We start from the raw sequence: 11,989 nt of genomic DNA, 5'->3' as shown, positions 1-11,989 counted from the left end.
GCTTGCGCACCTTGCTCGTACTGGCCCGCGGCAGCGGCGGTTTCACCGCCGCCTCGGTGCCCACAGCCGCCGGCAAGTAGAAGTCATGACCCCCACAGCGAGCCGGGCCCCGGACGGACCGCCGCATCACCCACCCCGGACCTCGCCACCAGCCGTCGCACCGCACCCCTCGCCCCCCGTCGGCGGCCGGTCCACAGCCGCCGCGGTGCTCACAGCCGCCGGCAAGGAGAAGTCATGACCCCCACAGCGAGCCGGGCCCCGGACGGACCGCCGCATCACCCACCCCGGACCTCGTCACCAACCGTCGCACCGCACCCCTCGCCCCCCGTCGGCGGCCGGTCCACAGCCGCCGCGGTGCTCACAGCCGCCGGCAAGGAGAAGTCATGACCCGCATAGCGAGCCGGGTCCCGGAGGGGCCGTCGCAGCCCCCGCCCCGGACGTCGCCGTCGGACGCGGCGGTGCTGAACGCCGACGGCAGGGAGGAACCATGACCGAGACAGTGCCGAGCGCCGGCCTCGCCGCCTTGGCCGGGACCGGGTACCGGTTGGTCGACCTGAGCATGCCGGTCGAGGAGATCCCGTACGACCCCGCCGTGCGGCGGGTGGAGCGATGGCGGCATGAGCACGGGGGGCGGCGGATCGGGCGCAAGGCGGCCTTCAACCGGAGGGCTCCGCTACGGACGCGGATCAGCCGGGCCGTCGGGTATCTCAGCCGGCGGTCCGGGATCGGGCCGCACTGCTTTCCCGACCGGATGTTCCTGGGCAACGAGTTCCTGACGCTGTCGGTGCACGCCGGGTCGCACATGGACGCGCCCTACCACTACGGCCCGGAGTGCGAGGGGCGGCCCGCCCTCAGGATCGACGAGATTCCGCTGGAGTGGTGCGTCGGCCCGGGCGTGCTGCTGCGGATGACGCACAAGCCGCCCGCCTCGCCGATCACCGCCGAGGACGTACGGGCGGAGCTGGACCGGCTCGGGCACCGGCCCGCACCCGGAGAGATCGTTCTCGTGCACACCGGCGCCGACCGGCTGTGGCCGGCGCCGCGCTACTTCACCGCCCACCCGGGGATGACGCCCGAGGCCACCGAGTTGCTGCTCGACCACGGCGTACGGGTCATCGGAATCGACACCGCCGGCTTCGACCTGCCGGCCCCCGTGATGATCGACCGCTACTACGCGACCGGCGACAGCGCACACCTGTGGCCATGCCATCTGCTCGGCCGGCGACGGCAGTTCCTGCAGCTGGAGCGCCTCGGTGGCCTGGACCGGATCCCGTCGCCCACCGGCTTCACCGTGCTGTGCCTGCCCGTGCGGGTCGCCGGAGCGGGCGCCGGCTGGATACGGCCGGCCGCCGTCGTGCCCGCCACGGCGGGGCCGGCCGACGAGGAAGGGGACCAGCCGTGAAGACCCTGCTCATCTCGACGAACCGGGAGAAACGCCCGTCGTACGCCGTACCCGCGGGCGTCGCCTACTTGCAGACCGCGCTCATCGACGCCGGGCACGAGGCCGAGATCCTCGACCTGTGCTTCGAGACCGACGACACCCTGACCGCCGCGGTCACCGAACGGGTCACCGCCTACCGGCCCGACCTGGTCGGCGTCTCCGTACGGAACGTGGACAACGAGACCTACCTGCGCTACCGCGGCAATCTCGGCGACGTCAAAGCGGTCATCGAGGCCTGCCGTGCCGTCTGTCCCGCCCCGGTGGTGGTGGGCGGCTCGGCGTTCTCGCTGATGCCCGAGGAGATCCTGCGGGTGCTCGGCGCCGACCTCGGAGTGGTCGGCGAGGGTGAGCCCGCGATGGTCGCGCTCGCCGACGCGATCGCCTCCGGCGCCCCGCTGGACGACGCGCCGGGCCTGATCCGCCGCACCGGCGACGGCTTCGAGACGGCGCCGCCGGCCCGGGTGGACGACCCGGAATCCATCGTCGCCCCCCGCTTCTTCCGTCCCGACCCGCGCTACTTCAGCACGGAGATGGTCGGACCGCAGCCGACCTACGGAATCCAGACCAAGCGCGGCTGCTCGTTCCGCTGCACGTACTGCCCGGTGCCCTCGGTGGAGGGCAAGCGGTTCCGGCTGCGCTCGCCCGCCGCGATCGTGGACGAAATGCGTCACGTCCGTGACCTGGCCGGTGTCACCCGCTTCTTCATCACCGACAGCATCTTCAACCTGCCCCGACGGCACGCCATCGGAGTGTGCGAGGCACTGGTGGAGGCCGATCTCGGCGTCACCTGGATGGCGTACTCCAATCCCCTCCAGTACGACCAGGACCTCACCGACCTGTTCCGCCGGGCCGGCTGCGAGATCCTCAACTTCGGCCTGGACGCCGGATCTCCCGAAATGCTGGAGAACCTGGCCAAGGACTTCACCGTCGAGGACATCGAGCACGCCACCCGGTGCGCTCGCACCTCCGGGATGCGGATCGTCCATTCGCTGCTGCTCGGCGGCCCCGGCGAGACCGTGCACACCGTGACCGAGACGCTCCGGACCATGAGCCGGTGCGCCCCCGACATCCTCACCATCGCCTTCGGCATCCGCGTCTACCCGCAGACCCCGCTCTGGCAGAAGATCACCGCCGCCGGGCAGGGCGCCGACGCGGACATGCTCCAGCCGCTCTTCTACGTCGACGAGGCGCTCGGCCCGCGGGAGTGCGCCGAGATCCTGCGCGCCGTGGAGGACTTCACCGCAGCCAACCCACGCGTCGGCGTGCGCATGAACTTCGACCCCCAGGAACTTCTCCGCGAGGTCGCCACGAGCTCGCTCCGCCTGTCGAAAACGGGAGGCCCCGGCCATGACCGCACCGACCATCAGCACCCTGCCCTACGACCGGCGTGACCGTCAGCCGGTGATGTGTTACCCGATGCCCTGGGCACCGCCGCAGGACCGGACCGCGGTGGCGTCCCTGATGGGGCTCGGCGTGCCCGCGCCCGGTCAGCCCAAGGCGATGTACGTCCACATCCCCTTCTGCAAGTACCTGTGCGGCTTCTGCCCGTTCGTGAAGTACTCCCACGACGAGGGCCGGGTCGAGCAGTATCTCGCCGACCTCAAACGGGAGATGACCACCTACGCCCGCACGCCCTACCTGTCGTCCGTGGAGTTCGGCTCCCTCTACCTGGGCGGCGGCACCGCGAGCATCCTGACCGCGGCGCAGCTGGACGACCTGCTCGGCCACGCCAGGAGCGCGTTCCGGTTCGCCCCGGACGCCGAGATCACCCTGGAGTGCAGCCCCATCACCGTGGATCCGGCCAAGCTGCGCGCGGCCAGGGCCGCCGGGGTGACCCGGGTCAGCTTCGGGGTGCAGACCTTCGACGACGGCATCGGCCAGGCCTCGGACGTCGCCCAGGACGGCGCCACCTCCCGCCAGGTCATCGAGTGGGCGCAGGCCGCGGGCATCGACAGCGTCAGCATCGACCTGATCTACAACCTCCCCGGCCAGAGCGCCGAGCAACTCACCAAGGACATCGACACCGCGCTGTCGGTCGGGGTCGGTCAGGTGACCCTCTTCCCGCTGTCGGTGATGCCGCACACCAAGCTGGCCCGCGACGTCGAGTCGGGCAAGGTCGACGCGATCGGCGATCTGCGGCACGAACTGGACCTGTGTACGGCGGCGGGCGACCACCTGAAGCAGCGGGGCCTGACGCAGACCTCCGTACCGGACTACTCCCTGCCGGGCGTCGACTACCGGCACGCCCGCATCCACTTCGCCGACTACCAGGACCTGCTCGGCCTCGGCGCCGGAGCCATGGGCACGGTGGGCGAGTACACCTACGTCAACGTCGCCGAACTCAAGCGCTATCACGAGCTGGTGACCGAGGGCGTGCCGCCCGTCAACGCCGGCCAGAAGACCCCCGAGCACGAGAAGCCCCGCTCGACCATGGCGATGGGGCTGCGGATGCTGTCCGTGTCCCGGGAGGCGTTCGCCGACCGGCACGACGGCGCCCGCCCGGAGGACGTCTTCGGACCGCTGCTGGCCTCGCTCGAAGAGCGCGGACTGATCGAGCTGACCGACGAGGACATACGTCTGACCGACCTGGGCGCGCTCTTCGGCTACGACGTCGCCAAGGAGTTCTACTCCCCCGAGATCCGCGAGCGGGGCCAGCGCCTCGCCGAACGGCTGGCCCGTAAGCGCGACGTCGTCGACGTCGGCCTGGGCCACCGCAGCGAGTGACGACCCGACGAGAACCGAAGCGAGGAAGGGGCCCCATGTCGTCCACCAGTAGCAAGGCCTACGAGGTGCGCGAACGCATCTGCGTCTCGCACTACCCGCTGCCCTCGGAACCCCCCGAGCCGGCCGGCGTACCCGGCCTGATGGAGCTCGGCTCGCCACCGCGCCGTGGCGGACAGAAGGCGATGTACGTCCACATCCCGTTCTGCGACCGGATCTGCAACTTCTGCCCGTTCAACAAGCAGCTGATGGACGAGGCGAAGATGGACGCCTATCTGCTGCGGCTGAACAAGGAGATCGCCGCCTACGCCGAGAGCCCGCTCGTCAGCGGCTCCACCTTCGGCTCGCTCGCGGTCGGCGGCGGTACCCCGAGCTGTATGACGGCACGGCAGTTCGCCGAGTTCCTCGACCACTGCCGGGGCCGGCTCGACTTCGCGCCGGACGCCGAGATCAGCATCGAGGGCAACCCGTCCAACTTCACCGCCGAGAAACTGCGCACCACCCGCGAGCACGGCTGCAACCGGATCAGCTTCGGCGTGCAGACCTTCAACGACCGCTACGCCGAGCTGCTGGAGATCCCACAGGACCCGGAGACCTCCCGGCAGGCCACCCGCGACGCCCGGGCGGCCGGTTACGACAACGTCGGCATCGACCTGATCTACAACCTGCCCGAGCAGACCGCCGAGCAGTGGCGGGCGGACATCACCGAGGCGATCGACTGGGAGTACGACCACGTCACCCTGTTCTCCCTGATCATCCCGCCCTTCACCCGCCTCCACTCGATGATCGACAAGGGCAAACTGCGCCCGCCCGGCGACCACGAGCACGAGGTCGAGCTGTACCGGATGGCCGCGGACATGCTGCGCGAGGCCGGCTACGAGCAGTACTCGGTGTACGACTTCGCCCTTCCCGGAAAGATCAACAAGCACGCCGTCCTCTACTTCTCCGAGCAGCAGGACCTGCTGGGCGCCGGAGCCGCCGCCTTCGGCTATCTGGGCGGCTACATGTACGTCAACAAGGGCCCGCTGGCCGCCTACCAACAGGCGGTGGACGCCGGTGAGTTCCCGGCGCTGATCGGGTCGAAGGCGGACCGTTCCGAGGAGATGTGCGGCGCGATGGCCAAGGGGCTGCGGCTGTTCTCCGTCAGCCGGCCACGGTTCGCCGAGTTGTTCGACACCGATCCGCTCGATGTCTTCGGCGACACGATCGGCTCGCTCGTCGAGCGCGGGCTGCTGGAGGTCACGCCCGAGGAGGTGCGGCTCACCGAGGAGGGCGTGTTCTGGGGCAACAACGTCTGCCGCGAGTTCTTCTCCGAGGAGTTCAAGCGGATCGAGGCGATACCGCGCGAGGTGCTGGCCCGGGGCCGGCTGATGGGCGGCAGGGCGAAGAAGGACCTGCCGCTGGCCGCGGCCGAGAGGTGAGGGAGGGGACCGTGGAACCCGTCCATGTGGAGATCGGTCGCGCGCGGACCGGTCGCGAGGAGAGTTCGTACGAGGAGACCGAACGGCCCGCGAACGGCCGGACCAGGCGGGTGCTGGGCATCTGCGGCTCGCCCAAGGTGGGCCGGGAGAGTGCCAGCGAGTACCTGTGCGGCCAAGCGCTGAAGGGCGCCGAGGAGCTGGGCGCGGAAACCCGTCTGGTGCGCCTCGTCGACTTCCCCGTGGTCGACTGCGACGGCTGCGGCGACTGCATGAACAGCAAGCAGTGCCACCTGTTCAAACGGCCGGAGGACCAGTACACCCGGCTCTTCCGCCACATCCGCTGGGCCGACGCCTTCATCTTCGCCTCGCCGGTGTACGCGCTCGGACTGCCGTTCACCTGGAAGCAGTGGCTGGACCGCTGTGAGCCGGCCGACGAGGACGATCTGGACTACCAGTACTACAACTACGAGGTCGCCGCGGACGTCAAGGGCAAGGCGTTCCAGGGCAAGGTGGCCGGACAGATCGTCACCTCCGGCGGGATCGGCCAGGAATGGGCGATGGCCCAGCTGATGCCGCTGTGGACGAACGTGAAGCTGTCGGTCGTCGTCAGTGTCGGGCTGAGCCTGATCGAGTTCGACGAGCAGCCCGGGATCCGTGAGAAGCCGTGGGGGCAGGGGGTGCGGGAGGCCGACTTCGCGGTGGAGATCGCGCGGCAGGTGGGCCGCCGGGTCACCTCGGCCATCGGCTTCTCCACCTTCAACCTGCCGGGCGCCTCACCGCGGGTCGGCAGCGTCACCGGCCGCGACGTCACCGAGGAGCTGTCCGGGCTGCAGGGGCTGGACGACCGTCCCTTCGACCTCGCCGTGGAACAGGACCGCGCCGATCCGCTGGTGCTGGTGCTGGCCGGTCAGGAGAAGAGCGAGGAGGCGGCCCGGCGGCTGGCCACCATGGCCAAGCTCGCCCCCGGCCTCGACCTGAGGCTGGTGGCCGCGGTGGACCGGCTCCCGCCCTTCGTCTCCCGTGACTTCGTCAAGGGCCGCATCAGCGACCAGAACCACCCGGTACCGGTCCTTCTCGACTGGGAACGCGCCTTCGCCGACAGCCTGGGTCTGCCGCCGAACGTGGAGCCGCACACCTTGGTCGTGGACCGCGCCGGCCGCCTCCTGCGGGCCATGAAGGGCACGTACACCACCCGCGAGGTCCTCGCGGAGGTACAAGCCCTGTCCCGCGACGCCACCGCCACTCCCCTCCCCCAGCCGTGACATCCCGCTCCAGGAGTTGCCGCACATGACCACCACCGCCAACCCGTCCGAGGCCCCGGTTCCCACCTGCGATGTCGTACGACTCCCCGACGGCGCGCAGCTGTTCCTGCGCGAGTCCGGACCGCGCACCGGGCCGCCGTTGCTGTTCCTGCACGGCAACCGTGACAACCACACCCACTTCACCGAACTGATCGGGCACCTCGATGCCACCCACCGGTGCGTCGCGGTCGATCTGCGGGGGCACGGGCTGTCGTCCAAGGAGGACGTCGAGCTGTCGGCCCGGCAGTGCGCCGAGGACATCGCGTACGTGGCGAAGGAGCGCGGCTGGACGGAGGTGATCCCGGTCGGGCACTCGCTCGGCGCGGTCACCTCCATGCTGATCGCTCTCGAACAGCCCTCCCTGGTACAGACGTTGGTGCTGATGGGCGCCGCCGCGCACTACGAGATGAAGTGGAAGCGCCCGGAGGTCACCGAGGCGACGTACCGGGACGTCATCACCGAGTCCAACGCCCGCGCCGCCCCGTTCTTCTTCGTGGACGGCTACCCGGGCGTGGCGGACCGGGTGGTGGCGAGCTGGTCGTGGGTGCCCTTCCAGGTGCACCGCAACCTCATCCGGCTCAGCCATCCGGACCTGCGCGAGGCGGTTCGCGGCATCCGCGCCCGCACTCTGGTCGTCGCCGGCGAGCTGGACCGCAGCACCCCGCTCGACCGCGCCCGCTACCTCGCCGAGACCATCCCGGACGCCCGGCTGGAGACCGTGGGCGGCACCGGCCACTTCATGTTCATGGAGGAGCCGGAGGACGTCGCCGACCGCATCCACCGTTTCCTGGCGGCCGTATGACTCCGGCTCAGACCGCCACCGCGCGGGGCGGACTGCTGCGCGGGGAGCACGGAAGGCCGCTCACCGTGCTCGCGGCGGGCGTCTTCCTGCTCTGGGCGGCGATGATGTCGGTCTTCCCGGCACTGCCGGACATCAGCGAGGACCTCGGGCTGCGCTCCGGCTCCCTCGGGACGATCATGGCCGTGTCGTCGCTGGTGATGACGGGGATGAGCATCCCCGCCGGGGTGCTCGCCGACCGCTACGGCCGCCGGCCGCTGATCCTGGGCGGTCTCACGCTGTGTGTGCCGGCGCTCCTGATCGCGGCCCTGCCCTGGCAGCCCGCCGCGGCCTTCGCGGTCGGCTGGGTACTGTTCGGGGTCGGCCGCGGGCTGTTTCTCTCCCCCGCGTTCACCGTGCCCGCCGATCTGTTCCCGCCGCAGCTGCGGGGCCGGGCGATCGGCGCCCTGGCCGGCATGATCGGCATCGGCTCGGTGGTGGGGTACGTCGGTGGCGGCGCGCTGGTCGCCACGGCGGGCTGGCGCGCGGTGCTCGTCGTGGACGCGGTGCTGGTGGGCGCCGCCGCCGTGGCCGTGGCCGGCGGTGTGCCGGAGAGCGCGAAGGAGCGGCACCGCACGCCCCTCGGCGTGGCCGCGGTGCAGACGTTCGACTGGTTCCGGTCGCGCACGATCCTGCTGTCGGGTCTGGTGGCCGGCCTCGCGTTCGCGGTCGGCGTCGCGGCGACGTTCCTGGTGCCGTTCAGCCTGTCCGCGCTGGACGCCTCGGCGTTCGTCATCGCCGCGGTCTTCGTGCCGTACGAGATCGTCGCCGCGGTCGGCACGATCGTGGCCGGACAGGCGGCGGACCGGGTGGGGCGCAAGCCGCCGATGCTGGTGGCGCTGGCCCTGCTGGGCCTCGCCCTGGCCGCGCTGCCGGCCGCGGGCGTCTCCGTATGGACCGTGGCCGTCGTGTACGCCTTCGTCGGGGTCGCCGAAGGGCCCATCATTTCCCTGGCGACGACGATGGTGAGCGACGAGGTACTCGCCCGCGATCCCCGGCGCCTGGGCTCGGCCATGGGCGCGAACCGACTCGCCCAGGGTGTCGGCCCGGTCGTCGGCCCGGTGCTCGGCGGACTGCTCGCCGAGCATCTCGCGGCCGGCACCCGCTTCCGGGTGCTGGCCGTGGTCTGCGCGCTCACCTTCGCCGTCGCGCTTCTGCTCAGGGAGACGCGACCGAGGACGGTGGACGGCAGTGCATGAACGACCCGAGGACCTGGCCCAGGAGTTCCGCGCGGAGACCGCGGGCGCGAGCGTGCCCCAGCTGCGCAAGATCGCGGCAGGCTACTGGAAGCGCCACGGCGACCGGCCGGACCTGCTGACCGACGCGCTCGCCGGGATCTGGGAGAACGCGGGCCGGCCCGAACAGGACCACACCGTGCGGATGGGCGCCGCGATCCTGCTCGGCCCCGCCGCCGTGACGAACGACCGGGCTCTGGAGCTGCTCACCGGCGTGTGCGCCGAGGACCCGGACTGGCGGGTGCAGGAAGGGCTGGCCAAGGCGTTCGACTGGTACTGCGCGGAACGGGGCTGGGCCGCCTCGGTACCGGTCGTCGAGGAGTGGATCGGCCATGACCGGGCCAACGTCCGTCGGGCCGCGGCCGAGGGACCGCGGGTGTGGACCCGGCGCGACCACTTCCGCGACCACCCCGGGCAGGCGCTCGGCCTGCTCGGCCGGCTGCGCGCGGACGACAGCGCCTATGTGCGCAAGTCCGCCGCGAACGCGATCAGCGACATCAGCAAGGAACACCCCGGACTGGTCGCCGACACACTGCTCGGCTGGGCCGCCGAGGGCGACCCCCGGGCCGCGTGGGTGATCCGCAACGCGTGCCGGCATCTGAAGAAGTCCCACCCCGACCGCAGCGAAGAGATCATCGGCCGTCTGGAGAGCGAGGCACACCCATGAGGTTCGACATCTTTCACCTGCCGACCTTCGACCCGCGCGTCGACGGCACCGACAGCGCGATGTTCGCCCGGCTGCGGGACGTCACCGTCGCCGCCGACCGGCTCGGCTACCACGGCGCCTGGTTCGCCGAGCACCACTTCCAGGCGCACGGCGGCCTGCTGTCCGCACCGGACGTGGTGATCGCCGGACTGGCCGACGCCGCGCCCCGGCTGCGCTTCGGACTGGGCGTCGTACAGGTTCCGTACCACCACCCGCTGTCGGTGGCCGAGCGGATCGCCACCCTCGACCAGGTGACGGGCGGACGCCTCGACGTCGGGCTCGGACGGGCCTTCCTGAAGAGCGAGTACGACGGTTTCGGCGTCCCCATGGACGAGAGCCGGGAGCGGTTCGTCGAGGGTGTCGACGTGATCGCGCGTGCGCTGCGCGGCCCGCTGGAGGAACACCACGGGCGCACGGCCACGTTTCCGGCGCTGACCGTCCACCCGCGCTGCCGCCAGGAGCCGTCACCGCCGCTGTGGGTGGCCGCCAGCACCACGCCGCAGACCTTCGAGTGGGCCGGAAACGGCGGGTTCAACCTGATGGTGGCGCCGCTGCTGTCGGCGGACGCGAGCAAGCTCACCGAGAAGATCGACCTCTACCGCAAGGCCAGGGAGGAGGCGTCGCTGCCGCCCGGCGAGATCCTGGTCAACGTCCATGTCCACGTCTCCGACACCGGCCCGCAGGCGCGCGCGGAGGCCGACGGGGCGCTGCTGCGGTACGTGGCCGAGACCAGGGCCGCGGGCTCCTCCGCGATCGCCTCCTTCATGCGCGACGGGGTGCCCGCCGACTTCGCGCACTATCCCGAACTGGGCAAGCGCTGGGGGACGTTCACGGTGGACGGCGCGATCGAGCGGTCCGCCGTACTGATCGGAGACCCGGAGGGCGTTGCCGACTCCCTCGCCGCGCTGATCGCCGACACCCGGGCCACGGTGGTGGCCGGCACCTTCGACTTCGGGCAGGACCGGGTCGCCGTGACCCGGTCACTCGAACTCTTCGCGGAGCATGTGGCCCCGCACTTCGGCTCCCGGGCGGCAGCAGCATGACCACGTCACCGACCGCGCAGGACCGTACCTTCCCCCTCGGTTTCCGTATCGCCCTGAGCCGCCGCAAAGGCCTGAGCATGCTGGGGCTGCGCCGCCGGGAACCGCTGCTGCCGCGCCTGCTGTTCATGGGCGCCGACGCCGGGGAGGCGGTCGAGGCGCTGCGCGCCGTCGACTCGCCACGCGCCTGGGTGAGCACCTGGTGCGCGCTGGCCGCCCGCCACACGGACCTGGGCGAGCGGTACCGGGCGGGCGGCGACGCGGCGTCCGCGGCGGAGTCGTACCAGCAGGCCGCCGTGTATCTGCGCATCGCCGAGTACCTGGAGACGAGCGATACCCGCAGAAGCGAGCTGTGGCGGAAGCTGGTGGCCACCGCCTCCCGGGCCGGAGCGCTGCTGAACCCGCCCCTGCTGCGCCTCGACATCCCCTGGGACGGCCTGTCGCTCCCGGTCGCCCTGCGGATTCCGTCGTACGAGGATCAAGGCCCGGTGCCGTGTGTGCTCACCCTCGGGGGCGTGGACGGGGTCAAGGAGGAGTTCCACGGCATCACCGAGGCCTATCTGCGTCGCGGCTGGGCCAGTGCCGCGATGGACCTGCCCGGCCAGGGCGAACTGCGCCGGCTGCACGGCGTGACCTGGCGGCCGGACGCCGAGGGCGCGGTCTCCGCGGTGCTGGACGAGCTGTGCCGGCACCCCGGCATCGACCCGGCCCGGATCGCCGTCGTGGGCGGCAGCGCCGGCGGCTACTTCGCGCTGCGCGCCGCCGGAACCGACCCGCGTATCGCGGCCTGCGGTCTGATCTCCGCTCCGGTCGGCCTGCTCGACGTCTTCCGGGGAGCACCGCCGCCGATCCCCCAGACCATCGCCTACAACCTGGGCGCCACCTCCCGCACGGCGGTCGAGCGCGCCCTGCGCGACTTCACCGCCGAGGAGCACCTTCCCGCCGTGCGCTGCCCGGTCTGGCAGGTCGCGGGAGGCGCCGACACCACGGTCCGCCCGCACCACGCCCGCACCATCGAACAGCGCCTGCACGCGCCCCAGACCACCACGCTCTACCCCGACGGCGACCACATGTGCTTCAACCACCGGCCGGAGTGGGAGGGCGGACTGCGCAACTGGCTGGCGGAGGTGCTGGGGGCTGGTCGGGGGGTGGCTGAGGGGGCGGATGTGCCGGCCGGTCCCGGGGAGGGGCGCGGCGTTCGCGGAGACGGCGTCGTGGTCGGAGACCCGCATGTGGACCCGCGGGCCTGACGGCCCCGGGCCCTGTTGCCGGTGCCGGGGGCGAGG

Annotated in this window: 10 protein-coding genes; all 10 read left to right on the top strand. The window is 71.5% G+C overall.

The window, feature by feature from the left end; genetic code table 11:
- Positions 1-487: 487 nt before the first annotated feature.
- Genes ACTWQO_RS03775 through ACTWQO_RS03730 form a run of 10 tightly spaced genes read left to right on the top strand, consistent with a single transcriptional unit; the run spans position 488 to position 11,953 of the window.
- Complete coding sequence (locus ACTWQO_RS03775; RefSeq protein ID WP_443235740.1) at positions 488-1,402, top strand: cyclase family protein; 915 nt, start codon at positions 488-490, stop codon at positions 1,400-1,402.
- Positions 1,399-2,832 (top strand): B12-binding domain-containing radical SAM protein, encoded by a 1,434-nt coding sequence (locus tag ACTWQO_RS03770; protein ID WP_443235739.1) that lies wholly within the window; start codon positions 1,399-1,401, stop codon positions 2,830-2,832. The genes ACTWQO_RS03775 and ACTWQO_RS03770 overlap by 4 nt, the downstream gene beginning before the upstream one ends.
- Complete coding sequence (locus tag ACTWQO_RS03765; protein WP_443235738.1) at positions 2,789-4,165, top strand: coproporphyrinogen-III oxidase family protein; 1,377 nt, start codon at positions 2,789-2,791, stop codon at positions 4,163-4,165. Before ACTWQO_RS03770 ends, ACTWQO_RS03765 begins: the two co-directional genes overlap by 44 nt.
- Positions 4,166-4,200: 35 nt before the next feature.
- Positions 4,201-5,583, top strand: a complete 1,383-nt coding sequence (hemW, locus tag ACTWQO_RS03760) for a radical SAM family heme chaperone HemW (protein WP_443235737.1) — start codon at positions 4,201-4,203, stop codon at positions 5,581-5,583.
- An 11-nt stretch (positions 5,584-5,594) separates the two neighbouring features.
- A complete protein-coding gene (locus ACTWQO_RS03755) occupies positions 5,595-6,845 on the top strand; it encodes an NAD(P)H-dependent oxidoreductase (protein WP_443235736.1) in 1,251 nt (416 codons plus the stop codon).
- A 25-nt stretch (positions 6,846-6,870) separates the two neighbouring features.
- Positions 6,871-7,686 carry an alpha/beta fold hydrolase gene (locus ACTWQO_RS03750; RefSeq protein WP_443235735.1) on the top strand — a complete coding sequence of 272 codons (816 nt, stop codon included), beginning with the start codon at positions 6,871-6,873 and terminating at the stop codon, positions 7,684-7,686.
- Positions 7,683-8,921 carry an MFS transporter gene (locus tag ACTWQO_RS03745; protein ID WP_443235734.1) on the top strand — a complete coding sequence of 413 codons (1,239 nt, stop codon included), beginning with the start codon at positions 7,683-7,685 and terminating at the stop codon, positions 8,919-8,921. Before ACTWQO_RS03750 ends, ACTWQO_RS03745 begins: the two co-directional genes overlap by 4 nt.
- On the top strand, positions 8,914-9,624 hold the full coding sequence (locus tag ACTWQO_RS03740) for a DNA alkylation repair protein (protein WP_443235733.1): 711 nt from the start codon (positions 8,914-8,916) through the stop codon (positions 9,622-9,624). Before ACTWQO_RS03745 ends, ACTWQO_RS03740 begins: the two co-directional genes overlap by 8 nt.
- Positions 9,621-10,706, top strand: a complete 1,086-nt coding sequence (locus ACTWQO_RS03735) for an LLM class flavin-dependent oxidoreductase (protein WP_443235732.1) — start codon at positions 9,621-9,623, stop codon at positions 10,704-10,706. Before ACTWQO_RS03740 ends, ACTWQO_RS03735 begins: the two co-directional genes overlap by 4 nt.
- Entirely contained in the window at positions 10,703-11,953 is a 1,251-nt protein-coding gene (locus ACTWQO_RS03730; protein WP_443235731.1) for an alpha/beta hydrolase family protein, read from the top strand. The genes ACTWQO_RS03735 and ACTWQO_RS03730 overlap by 4 nt, the downstream gene beginning before the upstream one ends.
- Positions 11,954-11,989: the final 36 nt, after the last annotated feature.

The sequence above is a fragment of the Streptomyces sp. 4N124 genome, assembly GCF_052245395.1.
In the GTDB taxonomy this organism is placed as follows: Bacteria; Actinomycetota; Actinomycetes; order Streptomycetales; family Streptomycetaceae; genus Streptomyces.
This window is presented reverse-complemented; position numbering and strand designations above follow the sequence as displayed.

Bases quoted from the DNA above. Each gene is read 5' to 3' on its own strand.
- ACTWQO_RS03775 (WP_443235740.1), top strand. From the start codon at position 488: ATGACCGAGACAGTGCCGAGCGCCGGCCTCGCCGCCTTGGCCGGGACC.
- ACTWQO_RS03765 (WP_443235738.1), top strand. From the start codon at position 2,789: ATGACCGCACCGACCATCAGCACCCTGCCCTACGACCGGCGTGACCGT.
- hemW (WP_443235737.1), top strand. From the start codon at position 4,201: ATGTCGTCCACCAGTAGCAAGGCCTACGAGGTGCGCGAACGCATCTGC.
- ACTWQO_RS03750 (WP_443235735.1), top strand. From the start codon at position 6,871: ATGACCACCACCGCCAACCCGTCCGAGGCCCCGGTTCCCACCTGCGAT.
- ACTWQO_RS03745 (WP_443235734.1), top strand. From the start codon at position 7,683: ATGACTCCGGCTCAGACCGCCACCGCGCGGGGCGGACTGCTGCGCGGG.
- ACTWQO_RS03735 (WP_443235732.1), top strand. From the start codon at position 9,621: ATGAGGTTCGACATCTTTCACCTGCCGACCTTCGACCCGCGCGTCGAC.
- ACTWQO_RS03730 (WP_443235731.1), top strand. From the start codon at position 10,703: ATGACCACGTCACCGACCGCGCAGGACCGTACCTTCCCCCTCGGTTTC.